Origin of the sequence: Pseudoalteromonas sp. MQS005 (assembly GCF_001661605.1) — a bacterium.
Classification (GTDB): Bacteria; Pseudomonadota; Gammaproteobacteria; order Enterobacterales; family Alteromonadaceae; genus Pseudoalteromonas; species Pseudoalteromonas tetraodonis.
Genome location: NZ_LYRQ01000038.1, coordinates 26930 through 46026 on the forward strand (window position 1 = coordinate 26930; position 19097 = coordinate 46026).

Sequence of the window (19097 nt, forward strand, 5' to 3'; positions counted from 1 at the left end):
ATGAGTACAGAACTACTGATCAATGTCACGCCAAGTGAAAGTCGCGTTGCCCTAATCGAAAACGGTGTATTACAAGAAATTCAGCTAGAGCGTATTGGTAATTTAGGCATAGTGGGCAATATTTACTTAGGTAAAATAAGCCGTGTTCTACCGGGAATGCAAGCCGCTTTTGTTGATATAGGCTTAGAAAAAGCGGCTTTTTTACACGCTTCAGATATCGTCAATAGTGCCTCTATTGTGGAAGGTGTTGATGATGAGCCAATTAAAAAAGTCCAAGATATTCGTGAGCTTGTTCGCCAAGGTCAGTACATTATGGTGCAAGTGGTTAAAGACCCACTGGGCAGTAAAGGTGCACGCTTAACTACTGATATTACTATACCGTCACGCTATTTAGTATTTATGCCAGATGCGACACATGTGGGTGTGAGTCAACGTATCGAAACGGAAGAAGAACGCGCTAGGCTGAAAAAAATTGTTGCTGAATATGGCGATGAAAACGGTAGCTTTATTGTTAGAACTGCCGCAGAAGGCGCAAGTGAAGTAGAGCTACGTCATGATGCTGCGTTTTTAAAAAAACTGTGGGATAAAATAGTTTCTAAGCGCCGTAAAACCAGCAAAGCCAGTATTTTGCATGAAGATCTTACGTTGGCTTTTAGAACGTTACGTGATTACGTAGGTGAAGATATGGAGCGCATTCGTGTTGACTCTAAGCTTACCTACCAAGAGCTTAAGCTGTTCACTGAAGAGTTTGTGCCTTTGTTATCACAAGTGCTTGAGTATTACCCAGGTGAGCGCCCCATTTTCGACTTATTTGATGTAGAAAGTGAAATTCAAAAGGCATTGCATCGTAAGGTGACTTTAAAGTCGGGTGGTTACCTGATCATAGATCAAACAGAAGCTATGACCACAGTTGATGTTAATACCGGTGCATTTGTTGGTCACCGTAACCTTGAAGAAACTATTTTTAATACCAATGTTGAAGCAACCTCCGCTATTGCCCGTCAACTAAGGCTGCGTAATTTAGGCGGTATTATTATTATCGACTTTATTGATATGGTCAGCGATGAGCACAAGCGCCGGGTAATGCACTCATTAGAATCTGCGCTTTCTAAAGATCGAGCTAAAGCCAATATTAATGGTTTGTCAGCATTAGGGCTGGTTGAAATGACCCGCAAGCGAACTCGCGAAAGTTTAGAGCATATACTGTGTGATGTATGCCCAGCATGTTCAGGGCGTGGCTCACAAAAAACAGTCGAGACAGTCTGCTATGAAATTCTTCGTGAAATAGTACGTGTTAATCGCGCTTACGATGCGGATAAGTTTGTAGTGTATGCTTCGCCTGCAGTATGTGAAGCGCTATTAAATGATGAGTATCATAACCTCGCCGAATTAGAACTATTTATTGGAAAGCAGGTCAATATTCAAACCGAAAGTTTATACAGCCAAGAGCAGTTTGATGTGGTAATGATGTAATGAAATTTAAAGCGGCCTGTTTTTATTGTGTGCGAAAATTATGGCAAATAAGTGCTGTAATTTTAGTACTACTGGCCGTGATTGTTTCTATTTTAAAATACACCTTACCCTACGCGAACGATTATAAAGGAGATATAGAAAGCTACCTTGATGATAAGTTTGATATTAGTTTATCTATAGGTGCTATATCAGCAAGTTGGCAAGGCAGTGGTCCCGCTTTAGTACTCGAAGAATTATCATTTAAAGACAACCAAACAGCCCCTATTTCTTTAACCATAGCTAAAACCAGTTTAGAGCTAAACCTTTGGGAAAGTTTAAAGTCGCTGCAGCTTAAATCAAATTACTTTGTGATCAATGGCTTTCATACCAAGGTTAATGTCGCTAATTTATTTGCTGGTAATCAAGATGAAGTTTCATTTGAGCAAAAAGAACTAATAGAAGGACTGTTTTTAGGTGAAACGGGTCACTTTGCAATAGAAAACTCCAGCATCAGCTTTGTACTAGAAGATAACAAAGAACGTAAACTGTTATTAGAAAACATTGTATGGCAAAACCAAGATAAACAGCATCTTGGTAGCGGTAGCCTAGCGTTACCGGGTATTTCTGTGGGTAATTTTGATGCCCGTATTGCGCTCAAAGGTGAAACCTTAGAGCAAATGGTGGGCGATTTATATGTGCAGGCTAATCAGGTTGATGTGTCAAATTGGTTGGCCCAGTATATAAATACTCAAAAGCAGCAACTACATAGTGATTTAAATTTACAAGCATGGCTTAGGCTAGAGCAAGGCTTAGTAAGTGACGTAAAAGTACAGTGGTTACCGAGTGCGGTAAATTGGCAACTCAATGCGCAAACACAAAAGGTCAGCCTAAGTGAAGGGGGATTTCATTTATACCCTGAGCAAAATAGCTGGCGGTTAAAAAGTACCGGCTTAGCGTTTAGTACCAACGAAATAACGTGGCCTAGCCTCGAATTTGAAGCTTTATTAGGCAAGCAAAATAAAATATGGCTACAGCAACTCGATTTAGCCCTATTAAATGATTTAGCAGAATTAACTAATTTTACTGATTTAACCCCTTTTTTAGCTCGCCAACCCAGTGGTGAAATAAAAAACGCGTATCTAGAGTTTGCCGATGCAAAGCAATGGCAGTTGTGGTTTGAAGCCGATGAAATTAGCTGGCAAGAAAAAAACGCCGTACCCGCCGCTCAATCCTTAAGGGTTGATGGATTGGTTAATCAGCAATATGGCCGGATCACTATTTTTGGTGAAAACAGCCACTTAATTACAGGTGCTAGTTTTAGTAATAATATTGACTATAACCAGCTAAACATTGAATTAGATTTAGCTAAGCGCTCAGGCGATTGGCATATTAGTAGTGATAACCTGTGGTTTGATAACAATGAAGTGACCTTAAGCGCACAGATGCAATTAAGTTTAGGTAAAACGCCTCGCTTAGATTTATATGCCGAAGCATTTGCCCCCGATGCTAGTATTGCTGGCCATTATTTTCCCTTAACGTTAATGAGCCCTGAGTTAGTTAGTTATTTAAATGGCGCAATAAAATCAGGTGAAGTAACAAATGCCCAGGTGTTATTTTCTGGTCCATTATCAGGCTTTCCATTTGACGATGGTTCTGGGCAGTTTGATGTTTTAGCGCAAATAGATAATGCTACCTATCAATTCGATCCGGCTTGGCCAGCAGTCACAAATGCCAGTGTAAAGCTGCATTTTGCAAATGAGCGAATGGATATTTATAGCCAGCAAGGCCAACTGGTAAACCTTGACGTTGGCAGTAGTGTACATGTGAGTATTGATGACTTAATGGGCGATGCGCCATTGGTGGTTAGTATTGATAAGCAAGCTGAGCTTGAAAAAATGCACGATTTTTTTGTCGCCACGCCTTTAGCAAATCCATTAGCTGATATTTTTAATGTTGTGCAAGGACAGGGGCTTGCCAGCGCAAACATTGAATTGCTAATCGGCTCACAATTTGAGGGCGGAGCGAGTGTAACTGGTAAGGTTAATTTACTCGACTCACCTCTTTATATTTCTGCTCCCGGTATTTCGCTTGAGCATTTAAAGGGTGAACTTAGCTTTAATAATCAACAAATAAACCTCACCGATGCTACGGCTACATGGCTTGGTATGCCATTAACGATTAACTACACTAGTGACGCAAACGCAGAGGATTATCGCGCTAATATAAATATAAATGCTCAGCTTGATGCGCAAACACTCATAAACCATGGTCAAGGTATTTTAGATGGTTACTTAAGCGGGCAAAGTGACGTTGATATTGCTTTAGAGCTTAATTTTACCGAGCAAGGGTTTAACTATCGTGCCGAAGTTGAATCGCCACTTATTGGCTTAAATAGTTCCTTGCCAGGAGTATATACAAAAAGCAGTGAGCAAATTTGGCCTCTGAGTGCGGTTATTCAAGGTGATGATATCTCTAATCTGATAACTGCACATATTAATGAGTTATTTTATTTCAATGCCATTCTAGACAATACTCAATCGCAGTTTACCAACGCTCATTTTATCATCGGTGAAAAAGACTTAGGGCTTAACTCACAAAATTTAGCGGTGAGTATTAATTTAGCGCAGAGTGAGTTATTACCTTGGATTGATTTAATTGATCAAATTATTAATGTGGCTAAAGCGCAGCCTGACAGTGCCTCGCCGGGCGTGATGCCGCCTTTACATGAAGTGGTTGCGAATATTAACTCTTTTAACGTGAGTGGCATGCAGTTTAATGATTTTGATATGCGTTTATCGCCCCTAAATAATAATTTGCAATTAAAGCTCAATGCCAAAGAGTTAAGAGCCGAAGTGTTTGTACCTAGCGGGCAATCAAGTCAGCCGATTCGAATTAACAGCGACTATTTAAGGCTTAACTTTTTAGATAAACAATCAGAGCAACCGAGCGAAAAATCAACCCCAGAACAACTTGCATGGCTTACAAAATTACCGGCTATTGAATTTGAATGTGCCGATTGTAAAGTGAGTCATTATCAACTTGATAAAGTAAGCGCCTCATTGTTAGGCGATGGTAAAAAGCTGCTTATTTCTGAGCTAGTGGTTGATAAGGGCGACCATATATTACGGACTAAAGGGCAATGGCAGAATGGCCTAACGGCGATGAGCGGTGAACTTAAAAGTGATGATATTGGCGCCTTATTTAATGAGTTTGATATTACCACCACTATTAAAGATTCAAACGCCAATCTAAATTATCAGCTAAATTGGCAAGCGGCACCTTATGATTTAGACATTGCCAGTTTAGATGGCGAAATTAGCTGGGATTTAGGCGAAGGCCATTTAACTGAAATCAGTGATGGAGGTGCACGCGTATTCTCATTACTGAGCCTTGATTCATTAGTGCGTAAGCTAAAGCTTGATTTTAGAGATGTATTTTCTAAAGGTTTTTTTTATAACAGCATGCAAGGCACCATGCAGATAGATAAAGGCATTGCCTATACCCAAGATACTAAAATGGATGGGGTACCTGCCGATCTCTCGATTAAAGGGTATGCAAATTTAAATACCCTTGAAATAGACTACGACTTAGCCGTGGCACCACAAGTAACCTCGAGCATTCCGGTGATTGTGGCTTGGATGGTCAATCCGGTAACGGGGCTTGCAGCTTTAGCAATTGATAAAGTGATTCATTCTGCCCGAGTGATCTCAGAGATCAATTTTAAAGTAACAGGCAAAATGAACGATCCTCAGGTACAAGAGTTAGATCGTAAGAGTCGAGAGGTGACTTTACCGCAAGCAGCACAAAGTCAGCCACAAGCATCCTCAGAGTTAAAACTCAAAGATGCCGAGGTTAGCGCCACACAATGAATAAACAAGGTATAAATTCAGCTCCTAAGATTATTGCATTGCAAATGTGCTCAGGCTTAAATCCTGATGAGAATATTGCAAAATTAAAACAGGCATTGCAAAACTTACCGACAGCTCGCCCGCTGCTAGTGTGTCTACCAGAAGCGTTTTTAGTGTTTAGTAAACACGCTGGTGATACGTTGTTAGTGTCACAGCGTATTGAACAGTACAAACAGCAACTCAGTGAATTGTGCCGTAAACACAACATTTGGTTAAATGCTGGCACCATGCCAGAGCCCTATAACCAACATAAGTATTACGCTGCCTCACACTTGTTTAATAACCAAGGCGATATTGTTGCAAGCTATAACAAAATACATTTATTTGATGTTGAAGTAGATGACCAGACCGGCAGCTACCGAGAATCCGATTTTACTCAAGCCGGCGATGAGGTTGTGGTTGTTGATTCGCCCTTTGGTAAAATTGGTTTAACAGTGTGTTATGATTTGCGTTTTGCTGGTTTATTTAATGCCTTAGTTCGCAAAGGCGCCGAAATTATATTAGTACCCAGTGCGTTTACTGTTCCAACAGGTAAAGCGCATTGGCAGCCGCTACTTGCAGCGCGAGCTATAGAAACGCAATGTTATGTTATTGCTGCAGCGCAATATGGAACGCATGAAAACGGTAGGCAAACTTATGGTCACAGCCTCATGTTATCGCCTTGGGGTGAAACATTAAGTGAAAAATCAACAGGGCTTGGTTTTATTAGTTGCACCGTAGATTTAAACCAGTTACACAAAATTAGACGAGATATGCCGCTGCAATCTCACCAACGATTTAGAGAGCCATTATTATGAATTCGGTTGAACAGCATTTATTACACGACAGCCAGCTAAATCGAGAAGAACTCGAAAAAACATTAGCTTATATTCACCAGCACAAAGTTGATTATGCCGATCTTTATTTTCAATCGAGCCATCATGAGTCTTGGGTATTAGAAGACGGCTTAGTGAAAGAAGGCTCTTATAACGTTGAGCGTGGCGTGGGGGTGCGGGCTGTAAGCGGTGAAAAAACCGGTTTTTCATATTCAGACGCAATCAATCTTGAAGCGTTAAACAAAGCAGCCACGGCAGCACGAAGTATTGCCGATGCCGGTGAAGATAAAGCGGTTAAAGTATTTAGTGACGTGGCTGCAAAGCAGCAGTTTGCACCGCATCAACCAATTTCTAGTATGAGCGATACCGATAAAGTTAATTTGTTACGTGAGCTTGAAAATTATATTCGTGAATTAGCCCCTGATGCTGAGCAAGTTATTAGCTCAATGTCTGCGGTATACGAAGAAGTATTAATTGCAGCCAGCGATGGCACCTTTGCTACCGATATTCGCCCACTGATCCGTTTAAACTGCTCTGTATTGCTAGAGAAGAATGGTCGTCGTGAACGTGGCGGTGCTGGTGGCGGTGCGCGCCTAGATTATGGTTACTTTAAAGAGCTGGTAGATGGTAAGCCGCGTTGGATGGGTTTTGCAGAAGAAGCCGTTCGTCAAGCTAAAGTAAACTTAGAAGCTATTGATGCCCCAGCGGGTACTATGGAAGTGGTATTAGGTAATGGCTGGCCAGGCGTGTTGTTGCACGAGGCCGTAGGTCATGGCCTAGAGGGAGACTTTAACCGTAAAGGCGCGTCTGCGTTTAGCGGTAAAGTAGGTCAAAAAGTTGCTTCAGAGCTATGTACTGTGGTTGATGATGGCACTATGGCCGATCGCCGTGGTTCACTTAATGTAGATGACGAAGGTACGCCTGCAGCCTATAACGTACTTATCGAAAACGGTATTTTAAAAGGCTATATGCAAGACAAAATGAACGCGCGTTTGATGGGGGTAAACCCAACAGGTAACGCACGTCGTGAGTCATACGCGCATTTACCAATGCCACGTATGACCAACACTTACATGTTAGGCGGAGAGCACAGCCAAGCTGATATTATCAGCACGGTTAAAAAAGGCGTGTTTGCCCCTAATTTTGGTGGCGGCCAAGTGGATATCACCTCAGGTAAGTTTGTGTTTAGTGCCTCAGAAGCTTACTTAATTGAAAATGGTAAAATTACTCAGCCAATTAAAGGGGCAACATTAATTGGTAATGGCCCTGAGGTTATGCAACAAATCTCTATGGTAGGTAATGATTTAGCGCTTGATAAAGGTGTAGGTGTTTGTGGTAAAGACGGTCAAAGTGTACCAGTAGGCGTTGGCCAGCCAAGCCTGAAAATAGATAACCTAACCGTGGGTGGCACGGCTTAATTTTATTACAAAGTCGTTATAAAAAACCGCGTTTTGAAGTGACCCCATAAAGTTGGACTCATTTCTAAGCGGCTGCCAAGGCCTGATTTCGATACTGTATCGGACTCAGGCCTTTTAGTTTCAGTTTAATACGCTCATTGTTGTAATAGTGGATATATTCTTTAATTTTTTCAATAAGATCATTCACGTCTTTAAACGTTTCGTTGTGGTACATCTCACTCTTCAATATGCCGAAGAAGTTCTCAGCAACCGCATTATCTAAACAATTTCCTTTTCTAGACATACTTTGTTGCAATCCTTTTTCCTTAAGGTGATTTTGATATTGTTTGTTTTGATATTGCCACCCTTGATCTGAGTGTACAACTGGCTTTTCATTTGGCTTCAACCTAGCAGTTGCTGTTTTAAGCATGTCAGTTACCAAAGGGAGTGCAACGGATTTTCTGACTTCGTAACTGATTACCTCTTGGTTGAATAGGTCAATCATAGGCGATAGATATACCTTCTCATTATCCACTTTAAACTCCGTCACATCCGTCACATCCGTCACCCATTTTTGATTTGGCTTCTGCGCTGTAAACTCGCGGTTAAGCGTATTTTCTGCGATTTTACCCACTTCACCTTTATAGGATTTATAGCGCTTAGGCCTTACTTTTGACTTGAGCCCTAACTCATTCATCAACCGTTGAACGCGCTTATGATTAACAAGTACCCCCATTGCTCTCAGGGCACTCGTAATTCTGCGATAGCCATATCGCCCTTTATGCGCGTGATAAATATCACGTATTTTTACCAGTAAATCATTGCTTGCACAGGGTTGCTTACAAGTAGTGCGATGATAATAGTAAACACTCTTTGGCAGCCCTGTAGCCTTTAAAAGGTGTCGTAAGCTATGCTTTGCCTTGAACTCTTCGACGACTATCGTTTTGTCTTTGCTTTTTTCTTTCTGGCTTGAGCCAAGGCTTCTAACTTTTTTAGCACATCATTCTCAGCTCGTAAGTATGCTAATTCTTCTCGTAACTCCTCCTCAGTCATTTGCTCTACTAGTTTTGATGAAGAAGAATTATTTGTCATGAATGGCTTACCTTTTTTCTGTGGTTTAAGACGGGATATACCATCACGAGCATAAAGCTTTTGCCATTGAAAGAGAATGCCTGGGGACGATAAATCGAAGAAAGCACTGGTATAACCGAGTGACCAACTGTTTGCTGTCATCGTTTTTAACACTTCAGCCTTAAATGCTAGAGAATAAGGTTTGTGAACAGACCTGAAGCTTTCAGCGCCATGAATTCGATAAATAGCGGTCCAATATCGGACCTGCCTATCTGTAACATTAAATCTGTTACTTACCGCCGAAGAGCTTTCAGACAAAGCGAGTTCAGCTATTTTGAGCTTGAAAGCTCGGTGATGTTTGGACATAAAAAGACCCCCAGTAATTGGAATGTCCAACTATTGGGGGTCACTTCATTTTTACGCGGTTTTTATTTTAAGAATTAAAGCTCAAAAGGAGCAACACCGACAGCTTGCATTGTGTAACCTACTTGGGCGATTTCGCCAGACCAAGTTTGCGTTTTAATAATACCCGTTACAACAATCGCATCGTATAAGCTATCGATAGGAACACCGCCTTTAATGGTCACATGAACCAGCTGATTTGGCGGCGGGGGTGGCACATGAATACAGGCACCAAAGTAAGGGACTAATAAAAACTCGGTGATAAGTTCGCTATCGCCTTCAAGAGGTACAACAAAACCAGGTAAGCTAACAGACTGCCCATCAAGTGCTTTAACAACTGGCGCGTCTAAATCAGGTTGCACCCAGTTTTGTTCACTGCCTTCGTGATTAGCTTGTGCTTGAGTATCTATTTGTACATGGCCCTCGGGTATGAGGTCTTCCCAAAAAATTTCCTTGGGTGGATTTGCAATGCTAGCAAAGCTAATTAGCACTGCGCTTAATAGCATTAAAGAGTGTGTAGTTACTTTAAACAACGTCATGATCATCCTAAAGTTTATATTTTTATACTCATACCATCACTGAGAGAATAAAAGTAAGCGCGTGTAGCGGGGATCAAGCCAATAATAAATCCCGCAGCCATAATAACGCCAATCAAAGTGAGTTCATAGTCAGAGAGCATGCTGATATTAATACTCACTCCAGCTTGGCTTTGTAAGTAACCCGCGGTCGTACCCATAAGCGCATAAAATAGAGTGCAACCTACTAAGCAACCTAAAAAGGTGGTAAGCAGTGATTCCATACTGATCAGCGAAAATAATTGCCAAGGGCGGGCACCCACAGAACGCAGTATTGCCAGTTCTCTGCGGCGTTGATTAAGGTTAGCAAGTAATGTGGTTAACATACCGAGCAAGCTAATAATGACCACCACAAATGAAAATAACAGCAGTATTTTTTCTATTATTGCCAGCATTTCCCAAAGCTCTTTTAAAGTGACTGTGGGCATAATCGCTAATAGAGGCTCTTGTTTATATTGGTTAATGTTGCGCCTAATTTGTAGCGTATAAAGCGGTGAGTCGAAGCCCATTAAAAAGGCGGTAATTTGTTTTGGGTGCCCAATTAATGCATGGCTCGAGTGATCATGATGATCGTCATGATCATGATGGCCGCCACCATGGATCAGCTCAATTGCCGCCAGTGGCACATGCAAGGTTTTATCCACCGGGGTACCGGTAGGCTTTAAGATACCAACCACTTTAAAAGGGTTATCGTCATGATGATGAAAGCTAGTATTGCCCATACCATGAGAAATAACGATTTCATCACCAATTTGATAAGCTAATTTTTTTGCAACCTCACTACCTATAACAACTTCATTGATGCTAGAAAAAGCCTGCCCTTGTTCAAATGCTAAGGGCTGTTTTTTAGCAAATCGATAGTTCTTAAAATAATCGAGTGTGGTGCCCAAGACTGCTTGGCCTTTGTGGCTATCTCCAAGGCTGATAGGAATACTCCACTTAACCCCGCGCTGTTTTGTTATGTATTGATAGCTTTGCCAACTCACCCCATTGTTGGTATGGCCAATTCTAAATACCGAGGAGAGGAGTAATTGAATATCGCCAGTGCGTGCGCCAACAATTAAATCGGTACCCGAAATGGTATTACTAAAACTACTTTTAGCATCTACGCGAACTCGCTCAATACTGAGTAATAACATGACGCTAATCGCAATAGTGAGCAATGTCAGTAATACGCTGGCACGTCTATTGAGCAAACTTTTATAGGCAAGTTTAAATAAAATCATACATCACCTTGTAAACTTACTAAGTCGATTGTGCGGCTAAAGAGTGGCTTTAATGTTTCATCGTGACTGACAAAAACAAGCGTGCTGTTACTTTTTTTTGCTTGTTCAAATAGCAGCTTAATAAAGCTTTCACGATTTTGGGTATCAAGTGCTGAAGTAGGCTCATCGGCAATAATAAGTTCAGGGCTGCCTATAAATGCGCGTGCTGCAGCAACACGCTGTTGTTGCCCAATACTTAAAGTGGCAACATTTTGATTATGAAAGTGCGGCTCTAACCCCAGTGCATTGAGTAATCTGGCTGCTTCACTCTCTAAATTATCGGCTTGGCTGAGCACGTGTTGCTGACGCTTTTTCGAAAATTGGCACCCTAAACACACGTTTTCTAATGGGGTTAAATAAGGTAGTAAATTAAAGTTTTGGAAAATATAGCCAATATGATCAGCTCTAAATGCATCGCGCTGTGCGTTGGTGAGCGCACTTAGGTTTTGGTTTAAAACACAAAGTTGGCCGCTAGTGGTTACATTAATGCCTGCTAGTAGCGCTAGTAAGGTAGATTTACCACTACCGCTTGGACCATGTAAAAAAACATGTTCCCCGGCATTAATCGTAAGCTGCTTAATAGCGAGAGTCGGGGTGACTGCGCTTTTTTGCCATTTGAAAGAGACATTTTCAAGGTTGATCATAACGGCTTACCAACTCCAATAGTTAAGTCTTTTGCGCATTTTAAATTGTCTAATAAAATTAAGCGGTTTTGCTTTGAGCTTTTCATCACTATGCAACAGTTCATTGGTTGCGCAAAGTACTCGTTGGCTTGATTTACCATCTGTGTATGGGTGTAATTCTTGGCAAAAAGCTTCAATATTATCCACAAGTTCTTTTGGGTAAGTTAGTGCGGAGTCTATTGCGGCTTCAACGTTATTTTTATCAGTAATATCCAGTAAGTGTTTTTCAGGTGCTTTATTGCAAAACGTTACAACTGGTTTTCGTTGTACCAAAAACATCAGTAATATGGATGAAGTGTCGCAAAGCATTACATCAGCAGATTGTAATAAAGGAATAACATTGTCTGTTTCAACAAAGGTTAGATTGTCATTACTTAACGCTTTGTATTTATCAACCCACTCTTGTGCCATTTTAGGATGAAACTGAACTAAGAGTCGCCATTTACCGCTTTCACTAAAGTGTTTTATTTGTTCATAAAGTTTAGGTGCAAGAGATAAGCGTTTTGAGAATGTAGAGCAGATCAATACTGTTGGGCGAGAGTCTGTTTCATCAATGTGGCTAGGCTTTGAGTTACCGTTAAAAAATTGATCTAGGGGAGGCCAACCTGTTTCTACTACCTTAAAATAACCCAATTTTTTTTGTAACGCCGTAAATGGAGCCGTTGTATTTGGGCCTTGTGTACAATATAAATCAAAGCAGCCCCGCACTTTAAAGTGATCGTTTTGGCCTTTTTTATTTAGCTTTCCAGCATCAAAGCCGTGAAAAACAGCCACTTTCTTTCCGGGAAAAAATGTAGGGATGGAGTTCGCTGGTGCAAAGGTTGCGTCAGGCGCCCATTGATTTATTTCGTGGATGGAGCTTAGCGTTTTTTCATCACTTTTTAGAAAGTCAGGATTAACATTATCGCCTTCTAAAAACCATTTAACTTCCCCTCCTTGAGCTAATATTTCTGCTTGCAAAGGTCTTAAAATAGCGTAGGAATAATTTTGAGAAATATACATTAAATATTTCTTATTCTTAGTGGCAGTTAAATAGTTCAAGCTAGCTCCTTAGGGCAAGTAATCATTCAAGTTTACCCCAATGTGCTAGCTAGATAAATATACTGAGATGATTTGTTTTTAGCCTAAGATTGAGCTTTGTGGTTGGCTAGATTATTATAGAGCGCCTAACCCCAATTCCATACTTTGCTCTTTGAGCATGCCAAACCCCGGAGATAGCATGACTAGCTATAAAGTTTTAGACGTAAACGATGACTTACCCATTCGTACCAAAGGTAAAGTACACAGTGGTAAAGTGCGTTCAGTTTATTGGTTAACCGATGCAGATAGTAAACGCTTAATAAATGAAAAAGGCTATAACGTACCTGCCGATACTGAACTTGCCATTATGGTTATTTCAGACAGAATTTCTGCTTTTGATTGCATATGGCAAGGTGAAAATGGGCTAAATGGCGTGCCTGGTAAAGGGATTGCATTAAACTCAGTGGCCGCTCATTGGTTTAACATGTTTGATGAAGCTGGTTTGGCTGGCAATCATATTGTTGATATTCCTCATCCTTATGTATGGATTGTTCGTAAAGCCAGTACAGTTAAAGTTGAAGCGATTGCTCGTCAATATATTACCGGCAGTATGTGGCGTGACTACGCCAAAGGCGAACGACACTTTTGTGGTTTACAACTTCCTGAAGGCTTAAAAGCGAATCAAAAGCTTGCACAGGTGCTTATTACTCCTTCTACTAAAGGCATTATTGAAGGAGTGGCTGATATTCCTGCTGTTGATGATGTAAATATTACGCGTGAGAATATTACAAATAACTTAGATGTTTTTAATTTTAAATCGGCTGACGATGTCGCCAAATACGAAAAATTATTGGTAGAAGGGTTCGAGCTAATTAGTAATGAGTTAGCTAAGCTCGGGCAAATTTTTGTTGATACTAAATTTGAATTTGGTTACGTAGAAGATTTAAATGGTGCGCAGCAACTTATTTATATTGATGAAGTAGGGACACCCGATTCATCACGTATTTGGGATGAAGCATCTTATAAAGATGGCAAAATTGTTGAAAACTCAAAAGAAGGTTTCCGTCAACTATTAATTAATAACGTGCCAGAGAGCGATGTGTTATTAAATAAAGACCGTATGGCTGAGCGTGAGCAGTTAGCAAAAGATTATATTTTACCTGAGTCAGTAATGCTTGAAGTGTCTGACACTTATGTGGGCATCGCGAGCAAAATTATTGGTAAAGAGATTATTATACCTAATGATCCGCGCCAAGAAGTGATTGCTATTTTAGATGCTGATTACGGTTTAATCGTTAAATAACGTAGTAAGTAGACAGATATAGCAAAGCTCATTTTAACTAATAAAAAAGTATTTATTTTAAGTAACTGAGCTATATTTCTTGCAATTAGTGCTCGTCTCTAATTAACTTAACCTATGGTGAATTTTTGGGTGTGGTTATGTTAGAGCGAGCATGGCAAGTTATTGCAAAACGTCGTTATTTATTAGTACTGGGTGTATTGTTTAGTGTATCGGCTTTTGGTAATACCATTAATTTGGTTATTAAAGATCAGCATGACCAAGTATTGCCTAATGCTGTCGTAGAAATAAATCATTTACCTTCTTCAAAAACTTCGGGCAATTTACCCACAGCGGTAATGGATCAAGTTGATAAACAGTTTTCTCCAGAGTTGCTTATTGTGCACCAAGGTCAGTACGTCGACTTTCCAAATAGCGATAATATTCGCCACCATGTTTATTCTTTTTCAAAAGCTAAACCTTTTCAATTAAAGCTTTATTCTGGCCAGCCAGAAGAACCTATTAAGTTTGATAATCAAGGTGTTGTTGTTCTAGGCTGCAATATTCATGACTCCATGGTGGGCTATATTTATGTCGCTAACAGTAATCATGTGTATACCAGTAACGAGCAAGGCCTGATAAAGCTGCAAGTAGACACTTTTCCTGTGCAAGCCAGTGTTTGGCATTCACTGCAAACAGCTCCCTTGGATAATAAAAAACAGTTTAATATAGAATCAACCAGCCCGTTATCAATAACTATAAATACATCTACCCCTGCACCACGTAATACCTTTGGCAGTCAATTTAGGGAAGGCAATGGCCAATAATTTACGCAGTCGTATTACAACGCTTTGCGTTGGCTTGGTATTACTTACAACTTTACTCAGTTTAGTGAGTTTTTGGTGGTCTACGAGTAAGTTTCAGGCAGAAAAAGTCCAGCAAAATATAACGGTTGCGCAAAGCGTTTATAAACAATATTTAAAATCAAAAGAGAGCTTATTATTAACAGCCGCAAAGGTGTTAACCGCTGATTTTGGTTTTAAGCAAGCGGTTGCAACTCGTGATGCCGCCACTATTAGCAGTGTGTTATACAACCACAGTCAACGGATCAATGCGGATCTTATGCTGTTGCTCGATTTATCAGGGCGGTTAGTATCAGCTAATGTTAATGCACAAAATTTTGCCGATAACCTACAGCCCTTAATGGATGAGTTATTAAATAATTCTGAGCAATCGAGCTTTGTGGTGTTAAATAACCAGCTGTACCAAGTGATTTTATTGCCCGTTAAAACTCCCAGAACCATAGCTTACAGTTTGGTCGGATTTAAAATAACATCTGCAGTGGCTACTGAGCTAAAAAGATTAACCGGAATGGAGGTTAGTTTTGTTGCGCAATTAGATAGTTTTGCAGCAAGCTCGTTTGCACCTCAACCTGAAAAATTTCAACCCATAGAATACTTTGAAAATAAAACTACAGCTCGTTTTTTTGCTGAATATTTGGCCTATGAAAATCAACAAATAGCTTTACCATCTTTACAATCGCATCCGATAACCCTACTACTAAGTGCTGATTTAACCTCAAGTTATCGAGATATTGAGCAACTATTGCTAACGCTAGTTACATTGGCCGTGTTAACCATGTTATTTGGTGTGATCACCAGTAGTTTGCTGGCCAATAACTTAACCAGCGGACTTACACAGTTAGCGGTTATCGCAAGGCAATTTGCTAAAGGTGACTACCGTTTTAAATTTGAAGGTAAAAAACAAAGCAGCGAAATAGCAACGCTAGTCAGCGCCTTTAATAACATGGGTAATGATATTAATAAGCGTGAGCAGCAAATTAGTTTTCAAGCACATCACGATACCTTAACGGGGTTTTATAATCGTTCAGCCATGTTGGATTTATTAGCAAAGCAACTCACGAAAGATAAGCGCTACACGCTTGTTGCTATTGATATAAAAGGCTTAAGACACATAAACGACAAGCTTGGTCCACAAGTAGGGGATGGATGTTTAATTGCAGTGGCAAACCGTATTCGTCAATTTTCTGATGAGCTAGGTGGTTTTCATGCGCGAATTGGTGGCGATGAATTCTTAACGATTTACCCCAGTGTGGAGGCTGACCAAGTAAAATGTGCTGTAGCCGATTTGATTGAGCAATTACAGGCACCTTATCAGATTAAAAGCTTAAAAATAAGTTTGCGTTTTAACGCTGGGATTGTGCAGTACCCAGGACAAGGCGTTAAAGCGGACGATTTAATGCGGCGTGTACTTATTGCTGTTGATGCGGCTACAACAAGCCAACAAAGCTTACATTACTACCAAGATGGTGAAGATGAGGCGCACTTAGACCGTTTAATCATGCTTGATGAGCTCAAACAAGCGATTGATGATGATAACGGGCAACTGTTTATGACTTATCAGCCTAAGTTGAATATTAAAAGTCAGAAAATTGATAAGGTTGAGTCACTTATTCGTTGGCAACGTGATGATGGGAGCTGGGTTCCGCCTGAAGTGTTCATTGATTTAGCTGAGCAGTCAGGATTAATTGTGGAACTAACTGCCTGGGTTGTCGATACAGTTATTGCGCAAATAGCCGATTGGTATAAAAAAGGGATTCACTTACAGGCCGCCATTAATGTGTCAGCCCAAGATATTGCGCATGCGGGATTTCATAATTTGTTGGTCGCGACCTTAAAGAAATATCATGTAAGCCCAAGTTCTGTCACTATTGAGTTGACGGAGCGCGATATGATCGAAAATGAAGCTCAAGGTATCAAAGCGTTAGAGAACTTAAAAACTATCGGTGTTAAAATATCACTAGACGATTACGGTGTCGGGCAAACATCATTGGGGCGATTAAAAATGTTACCTATTGATGAGCTTAAGCTAGATAAATGCTTTATTTTAACTTTGCATGAGTCACAAAAAGATCAATACATAGTGCGCTCGTCAATCACACTTGGACACCAACTTGGGTTTTCAGTGGTGGCCGAGGGCGTAGAAACGGCAGCGTCTTTATCATTGCTTCATGAAATGCAATGCGATCATGCGCAAGGTTACTATTTAAGTCGCCCTTTAAAAGCGCAGCAATTAGAACAATGGTTAGAGGAATATCAGCGTGTACATTAAGTTATTATTCGCCTTGGCACTCTCATTTTGTAGTGCGTTAAGTATGGCTGCTACGGGGAAATTATTAGCAACACCTGGGGTGTCTCAAATTGAAGGCAGTGCAGGGGGCGGATTAGTTCCTTGGGCACAATTAGCAGGGTATGCCAGTGAAGACGAATGGGCTGTTAATGGTTTTTGTAGTCGTGCTGATGTTACTGACTACCGTCTTGATGTCTGCGGCATGCAGCTTAACCTATTCAATCGAGTTGAGCTCAGTTATGCGGTGCAGCAGTTTGATGTGCCTGCGCTCAATACCGAAATAGAGCAGTCAATTACTGGAGCAAAAGTACGTTTATACGGTGATATTGTATACAGTAAGTGGCCACAGCTAAGCATGGGGGTACAGCATAAATCACTAGAGGATGGCACAGTAGCAAAGTTAGTTGGCGCAAAAAATACCAGTGGTACAGATGTGTACCTAGCAGCTAGTAAATTACATTTGGGCGCACTTGCTGGGTACAACTGGTTTTGGAATGTGACCACCCGCTACAGTAAAGCCAATCAGCTAGGACTGTTAGGATATGGCGGGGATAATGAGGGCAGCCATATTTTGCTAGAAGCAAGTAGTGCAGTTTTTGTAAGTCGTGAACTTGCCATTGGTGTTGAATATCGACAAAAAGCCAACAACTTGGGGTTAGGCGAACAAGATTGGCGTGATTTATTTATAGCGTGGATACCAAATAAGCATATGAGTTTGACTGCGGCCTATTTAGATTTAGGGCGGATTGCTGGTGTTGATAAACAAACCGGCTGGTATTTATCGGTTACGGGGTATTGGTAATGAAACTGAGTGTATTTATTTTTTGTTGTTTAAGCTTACTTTCAGGGTGTACAACACAACCTAACACTTCTCTGTATCACCAGCTTGGCGAGCGAGCTGGGCTTGAAAAGTTAACTGACAGTTTTATTGCCCAAATAGGCAATGATAAACAAGTGTTTCATTACTTTGAACACAGTAATATTAGCCATTTTCGACAAGGATTTATTAGCCACTTATGTTCGCTGGTGGAGGGCCCTTGTGAATATAAAGGTGACTCTATGGTTGCTATTCATACTGGTATGAACATTAACGAAAAAGACTTTAACCACGTTGTCGATTTATTAATAAATGCAATGAATGAGCAAAATATTCCACATACAGTGCAAAATAAAATTTTAGAAAAAATGGCGCCACTGCGTGGCGAAATTATTAAAATTTAACAGGTCGCAGTCATGCAGCCAATATATTGAACTTCAGTTATAACTTTCTAGTTATAATTGACAGATCAGCTGATATTTTTTTGCGTTGCATATATAAGTTTAACCTGTGTTTTAAATTTCTAATAAATGTACTTTTATTAGAATGCCGACCTGAATTTGTCCTTGCTATTTCACTTTCAAATTGGCTATTAGTGGCAATTGGATATGGCTTAATACCTACGATATTGAGCCCAACTTCACTATGAAACTGTATATCAACATCAACAGGTCTAAAAAATGGCTTTCTGTGCAGAAGTTTCTTAGCCCCCTCAAGAGATAATATATATCCTTGAGCTCCATTTGGGACTTTAAGGTAATTCCCCAAAACAAACTCACTTTCAAGGGGGTGTGTATTAATAAATGCTAAATCTCGGCTATCGGAAAGTTTTATAAAATCCCAATTTTTTAATTTTTCTGCTGATTCAATCGTATTAGTTAAATGCGATTTAATTATAATGTCGTCCTCAAGTATTACGCACATAGGTATCGAGTGTGTAACTATATGCTCCCAGACTCGCATATGGCTAATGTAACAACCTATTTCTCCTAGTGTTAAGTTGCGATGATATGAGTTTTTATTCTTTTTCGGGCAATACCATTTGAGGAGCTCTTGCTCACCAAGATTTTTACCAATAGTAGCTTCAAAGCGTTCAGCACTTATATTAAGATCTTTAAGTCGCTTTTGAACCTCATACCAACGGGATTCACAAGGTTTCATGTTGATAATAAATATCGAAGTTTTCATTTTTTAATTATTTTATTGTTTGTAGCTTAATAGTCTTTAAGCGAAATAGATTCATTTAAAAAATCCAGTATATGT

At 40.2% G+C, this 19097-nt stretch carries 16 protein-coding genes; 9 read left to right on the forward strand and 7 right to left on the reverse strand.

What is annotated here, in order from left to right:
• From rng to tldD, 4 genes are read left to right on the forward strand one after another with little or no spacing between them, the layout of a single operon-like run.
• Positions 1-1473 (forward strand): ribonuclease G, encoded by a 1473-nt coding sequence (gene rng, locus A9479_RS13460; protein WP_008113735.1) that lies wholly within the window; start codon positions 1-3, stop codon positions 1471-1473.
• Positions 1473-5321, forward strand: a complete 3849-nt coding sequence (locus A9479_RS13465; RefSeq protein WP_064663661.1) for a YhdP family protein — start codon at positions 1473-1475, stop codon at positions 5319-5321. Before rng ends, A9479_RS13465 begins: the two co-directional genes overlap by 1 nt.
• A complete protein-coding gene (locus A9479_RS13470) occupies positions 5318-6157 on the forward strand; it encodes a carbon-nitrogen hydrolase family protein (RefSeq protein ID WP_064663662.1) in 840 nt (279 codons plus the stop codon). Before A9479_RS13465 ends, A9479_RS13470 begins: the two co-directional genes overlap by 4 nt.
• Positions 6154-7593, forward strand: a complete 1440-nt coding sequence (tldD, locus tag A9479_RS13475; protein WP_013463928.1) for a metalloprotease TldD — start codon at positions 6154-6156, stop codon at positions 7591-7593. The genes A9479_RS13470 and tldD overlap by 4 nt, the downstream gene beginning before the upstream one ends.
• A 64-nt stretch (positions 7594-7657) precedes the next feature.
• Here the strand turns inward: tldD and A9479_RS13480 are convergent, their stop codons facing one another.
• From A9479_RS13480 to A9479_RS13505, 6 genes are all read right to left on the reverse strand, one after another.
• Complete coding sequence (locus A9479_RS13480) at positions 7658-8512, reverse strand: IS3 family transposase (protein WP_231893572.1); 855 nt, start codon at positions 8510-8512, stop codon at positions 7658-7660.
• Entirely contained in the window at positions 8509-9009 is a 501-nt protein-coding gene (locus tag A9479_RS13485) for a helix-turn-helix domain-containing protein (protein WP_064663664.1), read from the reverse strand. Before A9479_RS13485 ends, A9479_RS13480 begins: the two co-directional genes overlap by 4 nt.
• 74 nt (positions 9010-9083) lie before the next feature.
• The gene (locus tag A9479_RS13490; RefSeq protein WP_028834506.1) at positions 9084-9584 is read right to left on the reverse strand and encodes a DUF3299 domain-containing protein; all 501 of its coding nucleotides are present in this window, start codon (positions 9582-9584) and stop codon (positions 9084-9086) included.
• Between the two features lie 14 nt (positions 9585-9598).
• The gene (locus tag A9479_RS13495) at positions 9599-10846 is read right to left on the reverse strand and encodes an ABC transporter permease (protein ID WP_064663665.1); all 1248 of its coding nucleotides are present in this window, start codon (positions 10844-10846) and stop codon (positions 9599-9601) included.
• Complete coding sequence (locus A9479_RS13500; RefSeq protein WP_064663666.1) at positions 10843-11529, reverse strand: ABC transporter ATP-binding protein; 687 nt, start codon at positions 11527-11529, stop codon at positions 10843-10845. Before A9479_RS13500 ends, A9479_RS13495 begins: the two co-directional genes overlap by 4 nt.
• 6 nt (positions 11530-11535) lie before the next feature.
• Positions 11536-12570 (reverse strand): CDP-glycerol glycerophosphotransferase family protein, encoded by a 1035-nt coding sequence (locus tag A9479_RS13505; protein ID WP_064663667.1) that lies wholly within the window; start codon positions 12568-12570, stop codon positions 11536-11538.
• Positions 12571-12787: 217 nt separating this feature from the next.
• Between A9479_RS13505 and A9479_RS13510 the strand changes: the two genes are divergently transcribed.
• From A9479_RS13510 to A9479_RS13530, 5 genes are all read left to right on the forward strand, one after another.
• The gene (locus A9479_RS13510; protein ID WP_028834510.1) at positions 12788-13891 is read left to right on the forward strand and encodes a phosphoribosylaminoimidazolesuccinocarboxamide synthase; all 1104 of its coding nucleotides are present in this window, start codon (positions 12788-12790) and stop codon (positions 13889-13891) included.
• Positions 13892-14028: 137 nt separating this feature from the next.
• Entirely contained in the window at positions 14029-14694 is a 666-nt protein-coding gene (locus A9479_RS13515; protein ID WP_064663668.1) for a methylamine utilization protein, read from the forward strand.
• Entirely contained in the window at positions 14684-16999 is a 2316-nt protein-coding gene (locus A9479_RS13520) for an EAL domain-containing protein (RefSeq protein WP_064663669.1), read from the forward strand. The genes A9479_RS13515 and A9479_RS13520 overlap by 11 nt, the downstream gene beginning before the upstream one ends.
• On the forward strand, positions 16989-17819 hold the full coding sequence (locus A9479_RS13525; RefSeq protein WP_064663670.1) for a DUF3034 family protein: 831 nt from the start codon (positions 16989-16991) through the stop codon (positions 17817-17819). Before A9479_RS13520 ends, A9479_RS13525 begins: the two co-directional genes overlap by 11 nt.
• On the forward strand, positions 17819-18238 hold the full coding sequence (locus A9479_RS13530; RefSeq protein ID WP_064663671.1) for a group 1 truncated hemoglobin: 420 nt from the start codon (positions 17819-17821) through the stop codon (positions 18236-18238). The genes A9479_RS13525 and A9479_RS13530 overlap by 1 nt, the downstream gene beginning before the upstream one ends.
• Before the next feature lie 37 nt (positions 18239-18275).
• Here the strand turns inward: A9479_RS13530 and A9479_RS13535 are convergent, their stop codons facing one another.
• Complete coding sequence (locus A9479_RS13535) at positions 18276-19022, reverse strand: glycosyltransferase family 25 protein (protein ID WP_064663672.1); 747 nt, start codon at positions 19020-19022, stop codon at positions 18276-18278.
• Between the last annotated feature and the right edge of the window lie 75 nt (positions 19023-19097).

Excerpts from the sequence above, each read along its gene's own strand:
- rng (WP_008113735.1), top strand. The coding sequence starts at position 1 with ATGAGTACAGAACTACTGATCAATGTCACGCCAAGTGAAAGTCGCGTT.
- A9479_RS13465 (WP_064663661.1), top strand. The coding sequence starts at position 1,473 with ATGAAATTTAAAGCGGCCTGTTTTTATTGTGTGCGAAAATTATGGCAA.
- A9479_RS13470 (WP_064663662.1), top strand. The coding sequence starts at position 5,318 with ATGAATAAACAAGGTATAAATTCAGCTCCTAAGATTATTGCATTGCAA.
- tldD (WP_013463928.1), top strand. The coding sequence starts at position 6,154 with ATGAATTCGGTTGAACAGCATTTATTACACGACAGCCAGCTAAATCGA.
- A9479_RS13485 (WP_064663664.1), bottom strand. The coding sequence starts at position 9,009 with ATGTCCAAACATCACCGAGCTTTCAAGCTCAAAATAGCTGAACTCGCT.
- A9479_RS13490 (WP_028834506.1), bottom strand. The coding sequence starts at position 9,584 with ATGACGTTGTTTAAAGTAACTACACACTCTTTAATGCTATTAAGCGCA.
- A9479_RS13495 (WP_064663665.1), bottom strand. The coding sequence starts at position 10,846 with ATGATTTTATTTAAACTTGCCTATAAAAGTTTGCTCAATAGACGTGCC.
- A9479_RS13500 (WP_064663666.1), bottom strand. The coding sequence starts at position 11,529 with ATGATCAACCTTGAAAATGTCTCTTTCAAATGGCAAAAAAGCGCAGTC.
- A9479_RS13505 (WP_064663667.1), bottom strand. The coding sequence starts at position 12,570 with ATGTATATTTCTCAAAATTATTCCTACGCTATTTTAAGACCTTTGCAA.
- A9479_RS13510 (WP_028834510.1), top strand. The coding sequence starts at position 12,788 with ATGACTAGCTATAAAGTTTTAGACGTAAACGATGACTTACCCATTCGT.
- A9479_RS13515 (WP_064663668.1), top strand. The coding sequence starts at position 14,029 with ATGTTAGAGCGAGCATGGCAAGTTATTGCAAAACGTCGTTATTTATTA.
- A9479_RS13520 (WP_064663669.1), top strand. The coding sequence starts at position 14,684 with ATGGCCAATAATTTACGCAGTCGTATTACAACGCTTTGCGTTGGCTTG.
- A9479_RS13530 (WP_064663671.1), top strand. The coding sequence starts at position 17,819 with ATGAAACTGAGTGTATTTATTTTTTGTTGTTTAAGCTTACTTTCAGGG.
- A9479_RS13535 (WP_064663672.1), bottom strand. The coding sequence starts at position 19,022 with ATGAAAACTTCGATATTTATTATCAACATGAAACCTTGTGAATCCCGT.